Source organism: Micromonospora marincola (genome assembly GCF_056150385.1).
On the sequence record NZ_JAXCFT010000030.1, the window covers coordinates 1 to 18,974 of the forward strand.

Genomic DNA, 18,974 nt, shown 5'->3' on the forward strand with positions numbered 1-18,974 from the left:
TCTTCGGTTGTCCTCACAAACCATCGATGATCAACGCGGTGGCCGCCCTCATGCCCACGCCACGCCCAACGCCGAAGCCAAGTGACGTTGGAGTACTAGCAGCGGCAGAAGTTTGGCTCCGGCCGTCCACATCTGCGTGACCGGCTGCAGTACCGTCATGCCGTGCATTTCGTGTATCGCTCCCACTACGAGGGCCACTTGAGCAAGCGGGTCCGGCGGCTGCCGGACGAAACCGTGCTGAATTGGTTCCGGCGAGGCTGGGACTGCGACGATCCGGAGTCCTGGGTCGAGAACGAGCTGGGCGGTGACGTCTACGGCCTCGATTCGGTCTTCGAGGCGGCACGGAAGCACGGCCTGTCTCGGCCGGCAACGACCAGCGAGCTGCGCGAGCTCCTGCATGAGCACTTGTACGTCGAGGGTGACGAGGACTTCATCCGCCTCGACGATCACAGCCTTCGGGTACGGACCGATGACGACGAGGTGGAACTGGCCTATTTCTTCCTCGATGACGAGGTGGTCGCGACCGCCCCCGACCGGTTGGCATACCTGTTCCAGTCGTGGCCGTTGCCTGCTGGGGAAGGTGAGTTGACGTCGTTCGTCGCCGATGTGCCGGTAACAGTCGTTACGCCCGCCCGTACCGGTGACGCCAGCACGTACGCGGTGTTCCTCACGTTCTACGACGGCGAAAGCCTCGCCTGCTCCCAGCCGCTGGTATTCCCAGGGGTCGGGTTGTGGGAACTGGCCGGACATCTCCGGACCGCGGACCCCGACAGCGGTGCAGCATGGCCACCCGAGCTGCTGGTCCTGCGAACGCTCATCGCGCCCGAAGAAGACGCCATCACCCCGGCGCTGGACCGGTGTAACAGATGGCCCGGCTTCAACCTCAACGCCGACCCGTGGCCCAACCTGCCCAAGGAGCACGGCGCCGCCCACGGCGAAGCCATGGAGCTTCTCACAACGGGCCGATACGTCGACGGCCGATGCCCCGACGCATCGCGCATCAAGGTCGACGAACATCTCGCCCAAGTCACCATGCACTGTGGCCAGTCATTCGGGTACCAGCAGTGGTTCCTGTTCGACACCGTGTGGGCGGCCGCTCACCCCGACCTGGCCCAATCACTGCTTCGCTACAGCAACCACTGGGATCCACTCAAGGACTGAAACCACCAGCCGAGCCATCAGCTCCGATCGTCGAGACGAGCGGACGCTGATCGGGCGTGCGGCCAGCGGCAGATTAGGGTGCCGGGCCCCGCGCTGCCTTTGTCGTTCCCCCTCGGAATAGGGCTCAGGTGCGGGCGGGTATAGCCAGCACTTCAGGCGACCGGGAGGTCGATCCGTCGTCCGGTTCCGTCCGGATTCCCGTCATCGGTGACTATGGCGAACGCGCCGGTCGGCACTCCGTCGAGAGTCGCTACCCGTGACGCGGCGGTCAGCAAGCTGGCCTCGGTCGCTCCGGCGATGAAGAAGACATACACGTCGCCGAGTTCCTCGCCGTCGTCGTACACCTCGACCACGCCTTCGTCTTCCAAGTCGACCAGGAAGTCCTCGACCTGATCGATCGAGGGGAACGCATAGGCGCCCGGGTCAAGACCCGGAGTTGGTACCAACGGAACGTGGATCTCGACGATGCTGGCCATGCCGACATGATCTCCCAGGCGGAGGCGGAGGCGAAGCGGCTCGAAGCAGGGCAGCCAACGTGCGCGGTCTGCAGCAAGTCCGTGCGCTGCCCTTTCCCGGGTGACTCTGCCGCTGATTACACAGGGGGACCTGCGTCTTGTTCGGTATTGTCGTACCGCGCCGATCGCCAGACCTTTTGAGCCCACGCTTGGTCGGAGGCGTCGTCGTGCATGCACGTGACACAGAGGATGCCTTCGGAGGTCGCGGCATAACCGTAGAGTTCATGCTGCGGCTTACCGTCGACGACCACTGTGAGCCAGAATGCCCGTCGCACCACCTCGCCGTGTTGCTCCGACAACTCGCCGTCGCACCGTTCGGGCAAGTCCCCGCTGAATTCGGCGATCGCAGCGTCGGCTGTCATGCCTATCGAGGTATCGAATGCTTCGATGTGAACGGTCCGGCCGCGTCCGGCGAACATCATGATGCCGTCGGCCGTTCGCGAGCCCAGTCCGGCGGTGCGTTCCACGGACCAGCTCGCGGTGATCTGCTGGCGGACCGAGAGCGGCAGCGGGTGCCAGATCCGACTGAGCACATCGTCGCGGTCCCACGCCTCGGTCAGCACCCGCGACAACAGACTGTTCCGTTCCGCGACCAGATACGGCAAGGTTCCGGCATCGCGGACCTCCGCCCTGGCAATCTCACCGAGCAGCCCGGGCCATGGTTTGATCGCGTTCGCGACCTCACCCCGGAGCGTGAGATCGGTGTACTCGGGTGTGGTCCAGACCGCGTTGGCGTGGCGCAGTTGCTCGTCGTCGAGCTTCAGCCCGACCGAATACGTCACGCTTGCGCCACCGGTCAGGTGCACCGGCATGAGACAGCGCAGGAAACCGCCTACGCCCTCGATCCGCTGGAAATCGGAGTTTCCCCAGGCCGACGCCCGCTGCTCGGCAGGCAGCGCCAGGATCGCGTCCGGCAACGACGACCGGATGTCAAGGTCAACACCATCCAGAGGCTCACCGCAGCACGAGCAACCAGCCACATGATCGAGCACACCGGGACTGTACGAGAAGCTCACCCCAGCGTCGAACGCCAGCAGGCACCACGACGCGTATCCCCGACAAGCCCACGGCACGGCCGGCGAAGAGGCGACACATGTCGGGCCGCCCGTCACGCCCGCTGCGCGGCAGATAGGGACATGTCGTGAGCGACCTCAGGCAAGCTCGCGAGCCGACTTCCCCGTCTCCTCGCCCTCAGGTCGGAGCACCACCCATCCAAGATCCTGGCCGACCAACGCGGTGGCCAGCCTTCGAAGCACGCGTGGAAACTGATCCGCATCGGCCGAGACCTCAACGTCAAGATGCCATCGCCCCGACCCGCTACCCGCTCCGGATACTTCGCCATCCGCGCGTAGCGCAACCGCGAGTAGGTCCTCAACGTCATCGCGATCGACATCGTCGGGCAACTGATGATTACCAATGACCTCGATGAACATGCGCGCGATCATAGGCGGAGCCCGAGGAGGCGCACGCTCATCGGCCAGATCCGCGCACAGTCAGCGGCATGAGAGTGCACCATGGTGCCCGGCGTCTGAACATCATCGAGGGCTGTGCCGCTGCGCGCCATCCACGAGCCTCTTCGTGTGCCCGTGAACTCGCTCGAAGAGTTCATTGCGCCATTCGACTTCCTGCGGTATCTCACTTCCTGGTAGATGTGATCCAGCCAAGTAACGCTGATCGTCGTGGACGATACCGTAGATTCGTCCCGCGCCGATGCGATAGAGCCCGACAAGCTGGGGAGGGCCGCCGCTGTAGGCGTCGCTACCAGATTTCAGCGCTTCGCAGAAGGCGCTGAAGACTGCCCTGCTGGTGCGCCGCGCCGGAGTCCCCTGCCAAGCCCGATGGGCCATGCGTACTGCAGTTGATCCACTTCCCGCTATACGCAGAATGGCTGAGTGGTCAGGCAACCCGAAGTTCGTGGTAGCCCATGTGTCGGATGATGATTCGTACGTGAGAATGGAGACCGAGAACTTGGAAGTCATACCGTCACCCAGTCTGGCCGCGTGGATTATGCCAACGTCTCGACGCTGCCCTTGGGGATAACTGCTCCATAAGCGTCGGACGGCTTGCTCTACGTCAACAGCGCCTCGGGTTGATGGGGAAGTGGCTCGATCTATTCGATCGGTGATTACCGGAAGGGCCAGAGCAGGAAATAGCACGTCTCCCCAGTAGCCGAATATGTGCGGCTGCGCGGCGCAGGCGAAGGTCTTACGCCCTTGATCCCAGTGTTGCTTGCCCCATGAGATTCGACTGTCCGAAGCGATGTATACAGAGGCTACTCCACGTGTGTCCACAGCGGCCCAGACCAGAATCGATGTCATGTTCCCATTATGGGAGCGAACTACTCGCGTAGGCTATACTGCACCTGCAACTCCTGGGGCCGCCCAAACTCGTGGCGGTACGAGGTGTCCCTGCAACCGTTATCGGTTGCACCCAGGTCGTAGATGAGGCCCGCCCCCGCGCGGGCCTCATCTCGCCGTCGTCGCCTTCTGACTACGCACCTTCATCGGCATGAGCGGATGCCGCCGACCCATGAAGCGGAGTCTTCGGTGCTGACGCTTCTCGGCTCGCCGAAGAGGTCAGCGTTAAGGAAGATCTGCCCACAGGGTTGAAGGTGGGATCAGAGTCCCAGCTGGCGAAATCAGCACCATCGCGGTCGCTACGACGCCCTCGATCGCGGCGACCTCGAAGATGAGCTCAACAACGCTCTCCTCGGACGCGGCGAGGTGACGGGCGCCGAAACGAGTGGGCGGGCCTCTCACCTCGACGTCGACATCTTCGCGACAGTGGATAGGCAAGCCGTCCTGAACGCCGTCTTCGGGGGTGCTCGCCACCGTGGACGTCGGGGACTCCGTGCGGATCCGGCCTTAGCGGTGGGCAGACCTGGCTCCGCACGAGCGAGTGGGAGCCCTGCAGAGTCCTGCCTGGCGCATGATATTTCCGTCTCAGCTGATGGTTGGGGTCAGATCGCTGTGGTGCTCGACTGAGCGACCTCTGGGCCCAGAGTATTCGGTGAGGGTGAACCGGCGTTGGTCGTCGGTGGGGTGGGCAGTGACGGCGATGATGCTTTGGTCTTCGAAGCGAAGCGTGAAGACGGGATCTTGGTCGCAGAGGAACGCGAAGCCGTCGCGATCCTCGTCGGTGTCGCTGACGAGGTGGCCATGGCCGCCCCAGCCGGCATCGCTGATGGTGATCACGACGGCCACGTCGACACTGCCGAGCAGAGTTGAGGCGTTGGCCCACCAGTCCAGCCAGCAGCGGCCCTCGAAGCGGTCCACACCGTCACTCCTTTTTGGAACCCGGCCTTGACTCCAAGTCACCTTCGACAGCCGTCCCTCCTGCTTGAGCTGGCGGCATCCCCAACCCGCAGTTGTTGGCCCATGCCCCAGCCTCGTCACACGGGCCCGCAAGCGTCTCGATCGCTAACGGCAGCGGCCCTCGCTCCTCCCGCGTGAGGCTCGCCAAGCAGTCCGAGGGTTCAACTTCCTCACATACCGCGTCGACGTACGCCTTGGCATCCCGCAGGCCCATCCGCGGCGCCTGCCGGCGGACATGCCGCAGCGCCGCCATTCTGTCCCCACGCTTCACAAGGGCACGGACCTCGACGAGCAGCTGATCCGGAGGCGCGACGCCCCTGTGCTGCCGCAGATACACTTCAGCCCACCGGCCCGAGCCAGATATCGCAACTGGTATCTGATGGATGCTGCCGTCTTCTCCATCTACGAGGTAAGGGCCTTGCCCTACCAGCATCCTTCCGAAGTCACCGGAGCGTAGGTACTCCACAGACTGCCAGGCGACCAACCACCCGAGCGCGTGCTTCTCCACACCGCAGACCGCAACCTCGGGCACATCGGCCGGCCGCCCCTCGCGTCGCTGCCTGATCAACAAGGCCTCGACGAGCGCCACAGCGCGCTCCCTGGTGATCACATCCGGCATCATCCATCACGACGACCCACACACCAACCGCATTCGGTCCCCGGCTCGTGTCTCATCGACTTTCAATGATCCAAAGACGTCTTGTCATCGACCTCGGCGGAGGGCGCTTCCCGACAAGCGGCAGCAGAGCGCGGCTGACGCCGTCGGGTACGCCGAAGAGGTCAGCGCCCAGGAAACCCTGGTCAGAGGGGTGCTCGTGGGATTCGAGGCTCAACTGCGGGAACCCCGACAAGGCTCCGCCACGGCGGATCTAGAGCCGCACGTCGATGGGTGATGGCCCGGTGACTGGCGTCAGCGGGCCAAGAACGACACGCCACGGCAGCCAAGCGGGGAGCAGCCAGCGCTGACCACTTCGGTCTTCTCTGGGAGGTCACACCAGACCGCTCCCCCACGCCTCCGCAGGTCAAAGCCCTTTCGCCCCGCCCGGGTTCGGTGAGCTCTTCGTGCGCGGTGACCTCTTCGCCGAGGTGCGCCCAATCTGCTCCCACCTGCAAGGCCAGACTATCCAGCAGCCCCTTACCGCTGTGACCTGCGCATACTTCCCAGCCAGGGAAGATAGGAGGCGGTCGACTTCTACTCGAAGCCGCGGAGCACTCCGTGTGAAGCAGGACGCCGCACCGACTCTGACCTGCGGAAACGAGAACGTCCAGATCGTGGTGGTGCAGTTGGATGCCGTTCACTGCCGTTGGACGCTGTTGAACGCCGTTCAGTGCGCCCGCCTGCTCCCATCTCGCTCCCCCAAGAAACGGCGCGACGTACGACGGCGGGCGTGGCTACCCTGCGGAGCGTGAGCAGGATCCTGTCGATCAACCTGGCGGTGCCGCAGCCGAACCCCGCCAAGGGCGTCGGGTTCACGGGCGCCGACAAGCGGCCGGTCGACCGTCTGGTCCACGTACGCGCCCCGGGGCCGAAGACCACCGGGCTGCACAGCGGCCTGGTCGGCGACCAGATCTTCGACGTCGAGAATCACGGCGGCGACGACCAGGCCGTCTACGCGTACGCGCGGGAGGACTACGACTGGTGGCAGGCACGGCTGAACCGCCCGCTCGCCGACGGGCTCTTCGGCGAGAACCTGACCACAGAGGGAGTCGACGTCAACGGCGCGGTGATCGGCGAGCGGTGGCGCGTCGGCCCGCGGCTGGTGCTCCAGCAGACGTTCGGCCGCATCCCCTGCGTCACGTTCCAGCACCGGATGGGCGAGCCGCGGTGGGTGAAGACCTTCACCCGGGCGAACCGGCCGGGCGCGTACCTGCGGGTGCTGGAGCCGGGTGACATCTGCGCAGGTGATCCAGTGACCGTGGAGGACCGTCCGGCGCACGGGGTGACGATCGCGCGGGCGTTCCAGGCGTACCTCACCGCACCGCGCCTGCTGCCCGGCTTGCTGGCGCTCGACGGGCTGCCCGACGGCCTCCGCGCGACCCTGGCGGAACGGCTTCCGCGGCGCCGCTGACCCCGCGTCGGACCGGCCGCCGGCGCGCGGAGCCGCCGGCCGGGCCCGGAATCCGATGCGGCGGCGGCGTCGGTCTGGCACCCTCGACCCATGCAGAGCGTGTACGAGGCGGCCGACGGCGCCGCCGGCCTGCTCCGCCTCGCCGAGGCCTGGCACTCCCGCGTCCTGGCCGACGAGGTCGTCGGCCACCGGAAACAGCGCGAGGTCACCGTCGGCAGACCTCGACCCGCCGGCCCCACGCTGAGACGGACCGTCCTACAGGTCGATCGTTAGAGATCTTGGCTACTTGCCCGAGCGGCACTGGCGAACGCCGACGCCCGGCCAGCGACCGTGCGGCTCAATCGCTTCCGGCCCGCTCCCACGGCCCGGTCGTCGACCGGACCTGCTCAGGACTGCCGCGCTTTATCAGCGGCAGATGAGGATGTCGCCGGACGAATGGCCTTCCGCTGTGTCGAATCGCTTCTATTGCTGTCCCCGGGACGAGACCCGGGCTCAGCGGCTGCGGAGCGCGGCGGCGTTAGAACCGGCTACTGTCGGCGTCGTGCTCGGCAGAGATGACGCTGCGGTGGTCCGTGCGGCTCGTAACGGCGACCTGACTGCGGTACAGCGACTGCTGGGCAAGGACGTGTCGCTGCTGGGCGCCTCCGGCCGGGTGGAGTTCGGTTTCAGCGTTATGGGTGACGCAGCGCTGGTGCGCTGGCGACATGGTGAACAATCAGTCCCCGAAGTGGTCGTCGCGACAGAGCACACTGCGCTGGTGGCGCTGGCCTGTCATCCGCGTCGCTCACTGGTCGCGGTCGCGCCCACCGGAGCTTCGGTGGAGATTCGCCACGGCGACACCCTTACCGTCATCGGCGTCATGCCCGAACTCGTCGGCGCGACTGCGCTGGATTTCAGTCCGGACGGCCGGTGGTTGGCCGCCGCTACACCCGACGAACGTGTACTTGTCGCCGAGGCGAGTACGGGGCAGATCATCGCTGAGGCCGACGCCGGCGAGCGGACGAACTGTGTGGTCTTCTCCCCGGACGGCACATTGCTGGCTACCGCCTGCTCGTTTCAGGGCGGTGCGTACGTCCGGCTCGACTGGGTCGACGACAACGGTCGATTGGAGCACCACGTGGACATCGACCGCGCCACTTACGACACCGCTTCCGAGCGCTTCGTCGACACCATCTCCGGTCTTGCCTTCACCCCGGCCGGCCGGCTGGCGATCTGGGAGACGTCGGCGATTCATCACGACCGGCGCCCGGTTGGCTGGCGAGGAAATCTGGTAGTGGTCGACGTCTCCGACGGCCGGATGGTGTGGGAACGCTCGATCGACGCCGACGTCACCGGGAAGGAGACATCGCTAGAAGTGGCCGGCTCACCCATGGGCTACTTCACGACGCCCGTGTCGATAGCGGACCACAACGCTATCGCGGTGGGACTCGACGGTGCTGTCGTCGTGCTCAACGCAGAGGAGGGCGGTACCCGCACCGTGCTGCCCACCTCCAGCAGCGCCATCACGACGTGGAGAAATCCAGGCACCAACGCACTCCTCGTCGCCGCTGATAGTGGACGTCCGCTCGCCATGTGACGCTGAGTGTCGACGTCACCCTCCAAGGTTGCCACCGAGGAGCAACACACCAACGGCGGCATGTGCGGACGTTGATCGGCATACCGCGTCAGCGACACGAGCGGTCGATAGCACGTCGGTACGTCGGCATTCGGACCGCGGCAAGGTGGGCCGATAGTTGACGTCGGCCCGCCTTGCTCCGGTTCGGTCTGCCGCGCTCAGGGTTGTCTGGTCACGGGAGGCTGGCCAGTGCCGTGGACGATGTTGCGGTAGACGGTGAGAGCGGGCTTGGGCCGGTAGGTGTCGGTGACGATGCCCAGTGTCCCGGTGGGTTCCGTGGAACTGCTGTCGGCGTCCCTGAGGCTGAACAGTTCGTAATGGGTGATGTTCACAGAGTCCTGTTCGGTAAGGATGACGCTGAGCATGTCCGACAGTGAATCGCTCTGTGCCTGCTCGGTGCGCGGTGACCCGCTCGGGGTGCCGTTCTCCACGATGTGGATGGGTGTGGTGGGCGGGATGTGCGCGCGGGGCAGCGACCCGTCCCGCAAGTGGTGCAGGGCGTGGGTGGTCAGGGATGCGGTGTCTCCCGGGTTGCCCCGCGGGGCGACGGGAGAGAAGGCGTCGGGGTACAGGCCCAGGCCGACGTAGTCGACGTGGGCCGCGAAGTCCTGGTAGGGGATTGAGGCAAGGTACGACCAGAATTGGTCGTCGCCGCCCAACCATTCGGGTGGTTCGGCGACGGAGAAGCCGATTCGCACGTGCTGGCGCCCCTGCCGGTCCAGTGTCGTGCGTGCGTGTGGGATGCCGAGGGTCAGGGCTTCGAGGACGCCGGGTGCGCTTCCGTCGATGAGCGGGATGGGGAAGTTCGGCTCAAGCGTCACCTGAAGGTACCGCGTCAGGTGACCGTAGCGGTCGATGACGGTGTCGAGGAAGGTCAGCCATCCGGAGACGTCAGCGGCCCGGGGGATGTAGCTGACCACGAGGTCCAGCTCGCGGTTTCCCTCGACGTACCACTCGTCGGGCATCGTGAGGTGCGCGAGTTCGTGTTCGGCGCCGAGTGTGGTGACCACGTCCGGCGGCGTCGCGTCGCCGAAGAAGTGCACGTACTCGCGGATGACGAAGGGGCGACCGCCCGAGAGGTCGTTCGACGAGGTGGCGGATCGCGGCGACATCGGGTGGGTGGGAGCAGACGGTGCCGGCCCGTCCGCCCGGATAGATACCGAACTTCACGCTTCTGTTCTCCTGTTTTCGTCGGTTTGCTGGGTCGGCCAGCCAATCTCCTGTGACCGGATCCGGCGCACCAGGGTCCTGATCCAGGTGGCTTCGGCGGCGACGATGGTGCGCCAGTAGGCAACTTCGAGCATGTGCACTTCGAGTACGTCGCCGTCGAGTAGCTCCGAAAGGACAGCCAGCTCTTGGTCGAGCCGGTCGGCTCGACCAAGCAGGATGGACGCCGCCTGGTCGATCGGAAGAACTCCGACGTAGGCCACCGCCATGACGAAGTCCACGGACGCGGCTTGGGTGTCGCGCACCCCAGCCTCGACCTTGAGGCGGAAGTCGGCGAGACCTGCGGCGGTCAACTCGTAGGCCGTACGTGGTGGCCGGTTGCCTACTCGCTCGGGGAGCCGGGAGGAGACCATGCCTGCCTTCTCGAGCGCCTTCAGCAGGGACGTGACGGTGCTGCGGGTGACCGATAGGTGTCCGTATCGCTCGCGTAGGCGTGTCGTGATGTCGTAGCCATGCGCCGGCTGCTCGACGAGGAGTCCGAGGATCGGCAACACCAGGCTGTTCCGTGACGCGTTCAGAGGCACCCCGGCAACCTATAGGCGTATACGTCTACGTGCAAGATCGAGCCGGGCATTCGAGGCGACGGCCAAGTCACGCATTGCTACCGCACCACTCCGGCTCGACGCCCGCACATCGGCAGATCCGGACGCCACCTGAGCTCCATGAACCGCCGAGGCCGAGGCTCGAGGAGTCGCTAGGGCGGGTGGCGAGTCGCATCGTCCGGCTCCGCGACACGTCATGTCGTTGTCCCTGGACACCGGGATCGTGGCGTTGTGGCGCATACGGGTCAGGTGCGGTTTAACTTCGCGCCGAGCCGGGCGGCCGCCGACCAGCACCGAGGTCACCACTGGCTGCTGATCCGCCGCAACCGCACCACCGGCGAGCTGGCGTTCTACCGCTGCTGGTCACCCAACCTCGTGCCGCTGCACCACCTGGTCACCGTCGCCGGCCGACGGTGGAGCATCGAGGAATCGTTCCAGGCCACCAAGACCGGCCTCGGCCTGGACCAGCACCAACACCGCCGCTGGCGGGCCTGGCACCGCTGGACCACCCTCGTCATCGCCGCACACGCATTCCTCGCCGCCGCCGCAGCCGCCAGCACCACCAGCCCGAACGGCTTGATCCCGATCACCGTCAACGAACTCCGACGGCTGTTCCACGCGCTGGTCCTCGAACCCGCCCGACGCGCCGCCGACGTCATCGCCTGGTCCATCTTCCGACGCCGCCATCAAGCCGACGCCAAGACCAGCCACTACGCCCGACAAGCCCTCACCGAGCCCTGAAACGGATCTCCTGCTGGAGTATTAGGACCACGTCCAAGGCATATGGCAAGGCGCAGGACGGGCTTAAGAACAACGAGGAATTGACGTTCACGTCCCGCGAGATCGACCTCTTTCTGCCGGAGGCACTCCGGCTCAACAAGAGCGAGGCGGCCGCATGAAGGTCCAGGAGATCTTCGACACCCTTCTCGAGAACCTGAAGGTTGGCGACGCCAGCACCACCATCGCCGCGCGTCGGGATGAGATCACCAAGGCGCTGAACAAAGATTTCAGGTCGGTCGAGGGATCCACCTTGCATCGGCTCATGGTGGGCTCCTACGGGCGACACACGGCCATCCGTGGGGTATCCGATCTCGACATGATCTACATCCTCCCGGCAAACCTTCGCTCGAGTTACAACAGCGAGACTGGGCCGGAAAGGATCCTCAACCGCGTCCGGGATGATCTGAAGGCTCGTTATCCGAACACCACGATCCGGGTCGACCAGTGCGTCGTGGGAGTGCAGTTCACCAGCAACAAGTTCAAGTTTGAGGTTCAGCCAGCCTTCGAGAACGCTGACGGCAGCTTCGACTACCCGGACACGAAATCTAAGAGCTGGAAGGTCACCAAGCCGCGCCAAGAGATCACGGCGACCAAGAACTGCAACGATCGCACGTCGAAGAACATGCGTCACCTCGCTCGGATGGCGCGGGCGTGGAAGGACACGAACGGCGTGGTCATGGGCGGCCTGCTTATCGACACGCTGGTACATCGATTTTTCTCGACCACCACCGAGTACGACGACAAGAGTTCTCTCTGGTTCGATTACATGGTCCGGGACTTCTTCAACTTCCTGGCGGACGAGCCCGACCAGGACTACTACCTCGCACTGGGCAGCAACCAACGCGTGACGGTGAAAAAGCGGTTCCAGCCGAAAGCGAAGAAGGCATACAACCGCTGCGTCGAGGCGATCGCCAACGAGGGCAAGGCATCTGCGAACAAGAAGTGGCGCGAGGTCTTCGGCAAGGCGGTTCCGCTCGAAGCCACCAAGTCCGCCCTTTCGTTCAAGGACACGGAGGAATTCATCGAGAACTCGTTCCCCGTCGACATCGGTCATTCGGTCACGATCGACTGCGAGGTCACGCAGAACGGCTGGCGACCGACCCTGCTGCGAAGGATGCTCGGCAACGGGACCCCACTCCTCGCGAACAAGAGCCTCGACTTCAAGATCACCGAATGCAGCGTCCCAAAGCCGTATGACGTGAAGTGGAAGGTGCTGAACCGAGGGGACGAGGCCGAGCGCCGGAACAACATCCGCGGCCAGATCATCTCCTCGAACCGCCCCAGCGTGAGGCACGAGCGAACCGTCTTCCGGGGGGAGCACGTTGTCGAGTGCTACATCATCAAGGACGGGATCGTGGTCGCACGGGACATAGTCGATGTCCCGATCAGCTCCAACGGGGCATAGTGCTACAGGGCGGTGATCATCGCCCTTGCAAGCGACCGTTCTGGTTCTCGAATGGGTGACCCGGCAAAGGAAACCGCAAGGTAGGCCCGGAGACTTCGACTTGTCGACCTCCGAGCCCACCTTGCGAGCCACTGGTCTGCGCCTTGATTACTCGCAACCTGGAACCGGACGCGACGGTGGCAAGCGGGCGCAGCCGGTGCGGCAGCCGTGCACCGCAACTGTCCCGTCCGCTCGAACGCTTCGGAGTCCGGACATGGCTTTCGGATGATCTTGCGGAGTCCGGACCTACCTTTCGGATGGGTCGTGGGCGCTGTCGAGACGGCATCGACGAGCGGAGCGCGTGTGGGGTTGAGCCGGTCGGTGATCTTGGCTATCGGTACCTTCGGGGTGCTCCCCGTTCACGGCGAAGCGTCTCGCGCCAATCGCGGTCGTCGTGCTCGGCCAGGAACGCGTTCGCGTCGGCAACCTCTTCGTCGGTCGAGTCGGGAGACTGAGCAATCTCGGTTGCGACGCGGCGTGCTGCGTCGAGTTCGAATGCGAGCCAGGGTCCGAGGAACCGATCGTTCATCTTGTGATTCGTCTTGCCGTACTTGGCATGCGCAGCTTGCCGGGTGCAGCCAAGACAGCGGGCGATCGCATCCCACGAAGCGCCGCGAGCACGAAGTTCGGCCACCAACCTGACCACGGTGTCCTCGGCCATGCTCATCACGGACTTCGCTGCGACCAGGTGCGCGAGGGCGGCAGCCCGGCCGTCAGTGAGGTTCTGCATCTCCGATACCGGCGGCTCGGTTCGGTACTTCTCGGACAACTCGGCAATGACTTCGCGCACGCGGGTGATAGGAATGCTGTCCTGCCAAGCCCACGCCCTGTCCTTCGCGGACAGCGCCCACGCCCACCTGCGGTCTTCGACCATCTCCCTCAGCCACCGCTCGAACTGGGCCTCAGCGACACGCTGCTTGGACGTCTTCGCGACGCGCTTGGACGGCTTGGCCATACCACGACGCTAGCTCCACGGCGTCAAGGTTGCTTGACAGGGGACCGCTGGAGGCGGGGTGACGATGAGTGCATCGGAGCGAGGCGTCCAGCCGCTGAAGAACAGCGGCCCCCTGCGTGAACAGGGGGCCGCCTCACTCCGAGAACCGAGTTGGAAGATTCGAAGGAGTGCACCGTGCGTGAAGAGAACGGTACTGGTACACAGCCCGAGCCGTCCGGAGACTCCAGCAAGGCGGCACCGAACCGCGACCGGGTCGCCTTGGTTGTCGAGATCGTCCACGCGACGGCAACCGTCTGCTACGCAGCGGGAATCTGGTGGATGGCGATCACCGGTGGAGGCGCCCACTAGCGCTATTGATCTAGCTTGTCGACGGGCCGCTTCCCCAATGGGGAGGCGGCCCGTCCGCGTTTCAAGCCGAGCGCATCGAGGTGGGACACGATCTTGTTAGCGAGTCGCGCACGGGCCCTGTCGCCCGCACGGGGTTCAGCCGGGGGCTATCGAGCGACTACGGCATGGTCGCGTTGGCAGCCCGGGCCGCCGCGCGGCGGCGCGGGAGGTGCGGGCACAATCCCGCGGTTGACGGGACGGTCTCGCCGGTACGCCTCTCCCGGGCGAGACCACGGCGTCCATGTGCGTTTCACCGCTGAGGAGTACGCGGAGCTCGCCGCGGCCGCAGCGCTGGCGGCACTGACCACGACCGGGTACGTCGGGGAGGCGGCGCTGGCGACCGCGCGGGGCGTGAGCGCCGAGGGCGAGCCCGACACCGGCGGGATCAACCGGGCCGAGCTGGCGGCGTTGCAGCGGGACCTGCTCGCCGCCCGGACCGCGCTCGCCCACGCCGGGTGGACACGCACAACGCCCTGCTGATCGATCGACTGCTGAGGCGGACCACGGATGCGCCGCCAGGAGCCGAACGGTACGGAGCTACCAACCACAGATCGTCGGGGCTACCGCCGCGCTACTGAGGCTGATGACTAGCAACAGCGGTAAGTGGCCGGGTAGCGGTCTGCCCAGAGCCTCTTGTCGGCAACGCGACGGAAATCGCCTCAGACGCCCTGCCAGGCAGCAACGCCCTTACGCCGGGAATCCGCGGAACACTCCGCCTGAACCCACTGCGTCGGCGAACTCGAAGAAGTCCATGTTGGCGATCGAGAGGTTGTTCTCAACGCTCCACATCTCAGCCGGCACCACACGGAACCAGCGACCTGGCTGGTGGAGCAGGTCCAGCGCAACGAGCGGCGTTTCCACGTTGGTCACGGTGACGCTGTCGACAAGGAACAGGAAGCTGCGATAGGTCGCCGTCGGCAGCGCCGCCACCTGCTCAGGAGCCAGGCCCGCGAACGCTCGATCGCTGACGAAGGACAGACTCGCCGCGAACCCATCCGCTGAGGGCGCGATGCTCGCCGAGCACACTGCCTCCCAAGCTGCCTCGTCGGAGAAGTCGGTACGGAGCACCAGCGTGCAGAGCGTGTCCGGCAAGGTCAGCATTGGTGAATTGTTGCAGGGTTCCGCCGAGCCCCAGCCAACCGCTACCAGTGCCGCCGACGGCCCGCTACCGCTGTGGCGGTAGCGCACCGGAGAACGGCCGGCCGCAATCGTCGTGTCAGGGCATGCCGTTCAGTGCCTCGACAGCCGGTCGCCTCGGCGTCCACTCCCCTCACACCCCTGGAGGAATGGGCCAATGATCACCAGCTCGCTCACCCATGAGGAACTGCTGCGACTTCCCGCGATTGTCGACCTCTCCACTGCCGCTCGCGCCTTGGGCGTCGGACGGACGAAGGCCTACGAGCTCGCAAAGCAGGACACGTTTCCTTGCCCGGTGCTCCGGATCGGCACGACATACCGCGTCCGGACCGCGGACCTGCTGAGGCTGGTCGGCATCTACCGGCACGGCGCCGATCAGGAGCGCACATCCGCACCTACGGGCAAGTGATCAGTCGGCGTTTCCTGCCTCCTCCGGCACAGCCCATCCCGGCCGGTAGCGCCCGGCGAGCACGTCGTCAACGAGCAGCGCGAGAATCCCGGACGGCGTGAGATCAGGCCGCATCGCCGTCAGCCTCTCCAACTCCGAAGGTGTGAGGCGGATCTTGACCTGTTGATCCCGCCTTTCCCGCGTCGGCAGCGGCGGCAGGTTCTCGGCGACAGGACGCTGTCGCGGCATGCCTCAACTCCTCGAACGGTCAGAACGGCTAGGTGACGAGTCGAGGTTGCCACATCCCACACCGCCTATCACCAATCACCAACCCACGAGCCCGACGGGACCGCGAATGGGTACCGCTTTTAGGTACCATCGAGTCAAGTACGCAGTAGCTTGACGCACGAAAAGCAGGGCGGCAGCCCATCCCTCATGGAAGGAACAGGACGCACGTGAGTGCCTCGGACCCGATCAAGAAGGTCACCCTTCGCAGCGGCAAGACCCGCTACCGGTTCGTCCTCGACGTCGGGCGCAAGCCGGACGGACGTCGCGACCAACGCACCTACACGTTCGACACCAGGAAGGAGGCCAAGGCGGAGTACGCCCGGATCAAGCACGAGACCGACCGCGGCACGTACGTCAAGCCGGGCAAGATCACCGTCGACGAGTTCCTCGACGAGTGGCTGGCGTCCGCCACCCGCGATGTCGAGAAGGCCACCACGGCGAACTACCGCGACGCGCTCCTGCCGGTCCGCGTCCGCCTCGGCACCAAGCCGCTCCAGGACGTCACTGAGGCCGACATCGAGGCGCTGATCGACTGGATGCTAACGGAGGGACGGCGCCGTGGCGGCAAGCCGGGAACCGGGTTGGGCGTCCGATCGGTCCGCCTGACTCTCGGCCGACTCCGGACTGCGCTTAACGTCGCGGTCCGCCGCCAACTCGTGGTGCGCAACGTCGCGGCGTTCGTCACCATTCCCCGGGCTGCCGCGAAGGCCGCCGCCGAGGAGAAGGCGAAGCGCAAGCCCTGGACCCAGGACGAGGTGAAGGCGTTCCTGGCCGGCATCGCCGGCGAACGCCTGCAGGCCCCCTGCCTGCTGTCACTCATGGGCCTGCGCCCCGCCGAGGTGTGCGGGCTGCGGTGGTCCGATGTCGACTTCCAGGCCGGCACGATTGCCGCCGGCGACAACACTCGGACGCTTGTCGACTGCGAGGTCGAGGAGAAGGAGGCAAAGTCCGCGGCCGGCAAGCGCGGGCTACCGATGCCCGCCACGGTCGCGAAGGCGCTGAAGGCCTTCCAGACCCAGCAGAAGAAGGAACGCCTGCAGGCAGGCGAGGCCTACGTCGACAGCGGCTATGTCCTGGTCGACGAACTCGGCCGCCCACAACGCACCGACTGGCTGCGCCGCCGGGTCTACAAGCTGATGGCCAAGGTCGGCGTGCGGAAGGTACGGCCCTACGACGCCCGTCACGCCTGCCTGACCTACCTCGCCGGCGCCGGCGTGCCCGACGTCGTGTTGGCGGCCTGGGCCGGCCATGCGGACGGCGGCACACTGGCCAAGCGGGTCTACGTCCACCCGAACAACAGCCACCTCAAGGTCGCCGCCGAGCACCTGGAATCGGGCCTGTTCGGGTGACACCCGTGACACGAAATCCAGCAGTACGCGCGTACGTGATGAATTGTGAGACGGAACAGCAAGAAGGCCTCGACCCACCGAAGTGAATCAAGGCCCTGGCCTGCTCTTTTACTGTCGGGACGGCCGGATTCGAACCGACGACCCCTTGACCCCCAGTCAAGTGCGCTACCAAACTGCGCCACGTCCCGATGCCCCGCGCGACGTTCTCCGCGGCAGCCGGTACAGCTTAGCGCAAGATCCTCGCACGGCACGCACAGGCCCCTCCGCCCAGCGCGGCCTCCGCCACTCCCCCTAGAGCGTCCTAGGAAGGAAGCCGCCGAGCACATGGCCCGGCGGCTTCCACCCCGGATGACTCAGCCGTGGGCCTTACCGCGACCTCCGGGGCCGAGCTTCTTGCGCGGCCGTACCGAGATGTCGATCGGGCTGCCCTCGAACCCGAACTCCTCGCGGAGCTTGCGCTCCACGAACCGCTGGTAGCCGGCGTCAAGCGGGCCGGTGGTGAACAGCACGAACCGCGGCGGCGCCACCCCGGCCTGGGTGGCGAACAGGATCCGCGGGGCGCGACCGCCGCGTACCGGGTGCGGGGTGGCCTGGACCAGCGCGGTGAGCCACTGGTTGAGCTGTGCGGTGGGGATCCGGGTCTCCCAGCTCGCGAGCGCCTTGCGTAGCGCCGGAGCCAGCTTGTCGACGGCCCGGCCGGTCTGCGCGGACAGGTTCAGCCGGATCGCCCAGGGGATGCGCCGCAGCTCCCGGTCGATCTCCTTGTCCAGGTAGTAACGGCGGTCGGCGTCCACCAGGTCCCACTTGTTGAACGCGATGACCAGGGCCCGGCCGGCCTCCACCACCATGGTGAGGATCCGCTGGTCCTGCTCGCTGATCACCTCGCTGGAGTCCAGCAGCACCACCGCCACCTCGGCCGCCTCGATCGCCGAGGCGGTGCGCAGGCTGGCATAGTATTCGGTGCCGCTGGCCCGCCCGACCCGCTTGCGCAGGCCGGCGGTGTCCACCAGCTGCCAGGTCTCGCCGCCGATCTCGACCAGGCTGTCGACCGGGTCGACAGTGGTGCCGGCGACCGAGTCGACCACCGCCCGGTCCTCGCCGGAGAACCGGTTGAGCAGGCTGGACTTGCCGACGTTGGGGCGACCGACCAGGGCCACCCGGCGCGGGCCGCGCGGGCGGTTCTCCACGATCTTCGGTGCCTCGGGCAACGCGGCCATGATGGCGTCGAGCAGGTCACCGGAGCCGCGGCCGTGCAGCGCCGACACCGGGAACGGCTCACCGAGACCGAGTGACCACAGTGACGTCGCCTCCATCTCGATGGTGGTGTTGTCTGCCTTGTTGGCCACCAGGATCACCGGCTTGGCGCTGCGGCGCAGCATCTTCACCGCGGCCTCGTCCACATCTGTCGAACCGACCATGGCGTCCACCACGAACAGCACCACGTCGGCGGTGACCACCGCCGTCTCGGCCTGGGCGGCGATGGCCGCGGCCCGGTCCCTGGCGTCGGGCTCCCAACCGCCGGTGTCCACCACGGTGAACGCCCGGCCGTTCCACTGCGCGTCGTAGGGCACCCGGTCCCGGGTGACGCCGGGAACGTCCTCGACGACCGCCTGTCGACGGCCGATGAGGCGGTTGACGAGCGTGGACTTGCCCACGTTGGGGCGGCCGACCACGGCCACCACGGGCTGCGGGCCGGTCGGCTCGTCGAAGTCGGCCTCCGGCTCGCGCAACTCCACCCAACCACCGAAGTCGTCGTCACTCACGCCCGGCCACCCTTCGTCGGAGCCGGCAGCGCCGACGGAG

At 66.1% G+C, this 18,974-nt stretch carries 20 protein-coding genes, 1 tRNA gene and 1 pseudogene; 10 read left to right on the forward strand and 12 right to left on the reverse strand.

Annotated elements, in window-relative coordinates:
* Positions 1-162 precede the first annotated feature (162 nt).
* Positions 163-1,161, forward strand: a complete 999-nt coding sequence (locus SM450_RS30195; protein ID WP_474623182.1) for a hypothetical protein — start codon at positions 163-165, stop codon at positions 1,159-1,161.
* A gap of 152 nt (positions 1,162-1,313) precedes the next feature.
* Here SM450_RS30195 and SM450_RS30200 read toward each other — a convergent pair whose 3' ends face one another.
* From SM450_RS30200 to SM450_RS30220, 5 genes are all read right to left on the reverse strand, one after another.
* Positions 1,314-1,637, reverse strand: coding sequence for a hypothetical protein (locus SM450_RS30200; RefSeq protein WP_474623183.1), 324 nt, complete (start codon positions 1,635-1,637; stop codon positions 1,314-1,316).
* Positions 1,638-1,753: 116 nt separating this feature from the next.
* Positions 1,754-2,668, reverse strand: a complete 915-nt coding sequence (locus SM450_RS30205; RefSeq protein WP_474623184.1) for a DUF2199 domain-containing protein — start codon at positions 2,666-2,668, stop codon at positions 1,754-1,756.
* Positions 2,669-2,827: 159 nt separating this feature from the next.
* Positions 2,828-3,109 carry a hypothetical protein gene (locus tag SM450_RS30210; RefSeq protein WP_474623185.1) on the reverse strand — a complete coding sequence of 94 codons (282 nt, stop codon included), beginning with the start codon at positions 3,107-3,109 and terminating at the stop codon, positions 2,828-2,830.
* Between the two features lie 1,509 nt (positions 3,110-4,618).
* Positions 4,619-4,951: a hypothetical protein gene (locus tag SM450_RS30215; protein ID WP_474623186.1), complete on the reverse strand. Its 333-nt coding sequence runs from the start codon at positions 4,949-4,951 to the stop codon at positions 4,619-4,621.
* A gap of 4 nt (positions 4,952-4,955) precedes the next feature.
* Entirely contained in the window at positions 4,956-5,579 is a 624-nt protein-coding gene (locus SM450_RS30220) for a YrhB domain-containing protein (protein WP_474623187.1), read from the reverse strand.
* A gap of 817 nt (positions 5,580-6,396) precedes the next feature.
* Between SM450_RS30220 and SM450_RS30225 the strand changes: the two genes are divergently transcribed.
* The 3 genes from SM450_RS30225 to SM450_RS30235 all read left to right on the forward strand — a co-directional run bounded on the left by SM450_RS30225 (position 6,397) and on the right by SM450_RS30235 (position 8,635).
* A complete protein-coding gene (locus SM450_RS30225; protein ID WP_474623188.1) occupies positions 6,397-7,059 on the forward strand; it encodes an MOSC domain-containing protein in 663 nt (220 codons plus the stop codon).
* Between the two features lie 90 nt (positions 7,060-7,149).
* Positions 7,150-7,332: a hypothetical protein gene (locus SM450_RS30230; protein ID WP_474623189.1), complete on the forward strand. Its 183-nt coding sequence runs from the start codon at positions 7,150-7,152 to the stop codon at positions 7,330-7,332.
* A 268-nt stretch (positions 7,333-7,600) separates the two neighbouring features.
* Positions 7,601-8,635, forward strand: a complete 1,035-nt coding sequence (locus SM450_RS30235; RefSeq protein WP_474623190.1) for a WD40 repeat domain-containing protein — start codon at positions 7,601-7,603, stop codon at positions 8,633-8,635.
* Between the two features lie 197 nt (positions 8,636-8,832).
* On the opposite strand, the gene SM450_RS30240 is transcribed toward SM450_RS30235, so the two are convergent.
* Positions 8,833-9,786: a hypothetical protein gene (locus SM450_RS30240; RefSeq protein WP_474623191.1), complete on the reverse strand. Its 954-nt coding sequence runs from the start codon at positions 9,784-9,786 to the stop codon at positions 8,833-8,835.
* 54 nt (positions 9,787-9,840) lie between these two features.
* Positions 9,841-10,425, reverse strand: a complete 585-nt coding sequence (locus SM450_RS30245; protein WP_474623192.1) for a PadR family transcriptional regulator — start codon at positions 10,423-10,425, stop codon at positions 9,841-9,843.
* Positions 10,426-10,722: 297 nt separating this feature from the next.
* Between SM450_RS30245 and SM450_RS30250 the strand changes: the two are divergent.
* Positions 10,723-11,184, forward strand: a pseudogene (locus tag SM450_RS30250) (IS701 family transposase); the annotation flags it as partial.
* A 154-nt stretch (positions 11,185-11,338) separates the two neighbouring features.
* Positions 11,339-12,628, forward strand: coding sequence for a nucleotide-binding domain-containing protein (locus tag SM450_RS30255; RefSeq protein WP_474623193.1), 1,290 nt, complete (start codon positions 11,339-11,341; stop codon positions 12,626-12,628).
* Positions 12,629-12,998: 370 nt separating this feature from the next.
* Here the strand turns inward: SM450_RS30255 and SM450_RS30260 are convergent, their stop codons facing one another.
* Positions 12,999-13,622 (reverse strand): hypothetical protein, encoded by a 624-nt coding sequence (locus tag SM450_RS30260; protein WP_474623194.1) that lies wholly within the window; start codon positions 13,620-13,622, stop codon positions 12,999-13,001.
* A 174-nt stretch (positions 13,623-13,796) separates the two neighbouring features.
* Here SM450_RS30260 and SM450_RS30265 point away from each other — a divergent pair, with 174 nt between their 5' ends.
* Together SM450_RS30265 and SM450_RS30270 are read left to right on the forward strand one after the other, a co-directional pair.
* On the forward strand, positions 13,797-13,970 hold the full coding sequence (locus SM450_RS30265; RefSeq protein ID WP_474623195.1) for a hypothetical protein: 174 nt from the start codon (positions 13,797-13,799) through the stop codon (positions 13,968-13,970).
* A 282-nt stretch (positions 13,971-14,252) separates the two neighbouring features.
* Entirely contained in the window at positions 14,253-14,489 is a 237-nt protein-coding gene (locus SM450_RS30270) for a hypothetical protein (protein WP_474623196.1), read from the forward strand.
* A gap of 207 nt (positions 14,490-14,696) precedes the next feature.
* Here SM450_RS30270 and SM450_RS30275 read toward each other — a convergent pair whose 3' ends face one another.
* On the reverse strand, positions 14,697-15,110 hold the full coding sequence (locus tag SM450_RS30275) for a DUF6924 domain-containing protein (RefSeq protein WP_474623197.1): 414 nt from the start codon (positions 15,108-15,110) through the stop codon (positions 14,697-14,699).
* A 193-nt stretch (positions 15,111-15,303) separates the two neighbouring features.
* Between SM450_RS30275 and SM450_RS30280 the strand changes: the two genes are divergently transcribed.
* Complete coding sequence (locus SM450_RS30280; protein WP_474623198.1) at positions 15,304-15,555, forward strand: helix-turn-helix transcriptional regulator; 252 nt, start codon at positions 15,304-15,306, stop codon at positions 15,553-15,555.
* Here the strand turns inward: SM450_RS30280 and SM450_RS30285 are convergent, their stop codons facing one another.
* Positions 15,556-15,783, reverse strand: a complete 228-nt coding sequence (locus tag SM450_RS30285) for a hypothetical protein (RefSeq protein WP_474623199.1) — start codon at positions 15,781-15,783, stop codon at positions 15,556-15,558. It abuts the gene before it with no gap.
* A gap of 206 nt (positions 15,784-15,989) precedes the next feature.
* Here SM450_RS30285 and SM450_RS30290 point away from each other — a divergent pair, with 206 nt between their 5' ends.
* Positions 15,990-17,171 carry a tyrosine-type recombinase/integrase gene (locus tag SM450_RS30290; protein WP_474623200.1) on the forward strand — a complete coding sequence of 394 codons (1,182 nt, stop codon included), beginning with the start codon at positions 15,990-15,992 and terminating at the stop codon, positions 17,169-17,171.
* 114 nt (positions 17,172-17,285) lie between these two features.
* Here SM450_RS30290 and SM450_RS30295 read toward each other — a convergent pair.
* A tRNA-Pro gene (locus SM450_RS30295) sits at positions 17,286-17,359 on the reverse strand.
* Positions 17,360-17,524: 165 nt separating this feature from the next.
* Complete coding sequence (der, locus tag SM450_RS30300; protein WP_474623221.1) at positions 17,525-18,907, reverse strand: ribosome biogenesis GTPase Der; 1,383 nt, start codon at positions 18,905-18,907, stop codon at positions 17,525-17,527.
* Positions 18,908-18,974 lie beyond the last annotated feature (67 nt).

Bases quoted from the DNA above. Each gene is read 5' to 3' on its own strand.
- SM450_RS30200 (WP_474623183.1), bottom strand. From the start codon at position 1,637: ATGGCCAGCATCGTCGAGATCCACGTTCCGTTGGTACCAACTCCGGGT.
- SM450_RS30210 (WP_474623185.1), bottom strand. From the start codon at position 3,109: ATGTTCATCGAGGTCATTGGTAATCATCAGTTGCCCGACGATGTCGAT.
- SM450_RS30230 (WP_474623189.1), top strand. From the start codon at position 7,150: ATGCAGAGCGTGTACGAGGCGGCCGACGGCGCCGCCGGCCTGCTCCGC.
- SM450_RS30240 (WP_474623191.1), bottom strand. From the start codon at position 9,786: ATGTCGCCGCGATCCGCCACCTCGTCGAACGACCTCTCGGGCGGTCGC.
- SM450_RS30255 (WP_474623193.1), top strand. From the start codon at position 11,339: ATGAAGGTCCAGGAGATCTTCGACACCCTTCTCGAGAACCTGAAGGTT.
- SM450_RS30260 (WP_474623194.1), bottom strand. From the start codon at position 13,622: ATGGCCAAGCCGTCCAAGCGCGTCGCGAAGACGTCCAAGCAGCGTGTC.
- SM450_RS30275 (WP_474623197.1), bottom strand. From the start codon at position 15,110: ATGCTGACCTTGCCGGACACGCTCTGCACGCTGGTGCTCCGTACCGAC.
- SM450_RS30280 (WP_474623198.1), top strand. From the start codon at position 15,304: ATGATCACCAGCTCGCTCACCCATGAGGAACTGCTGCGACTTCCCGCG.
- SM450_RS30285 (WP_474623199.1), bottom strand. From the start codon at position 15,783: ATGCCGCGACAGCGTCCTGTCGCCGAGAACCTGCCGCCGCTGCCGACG.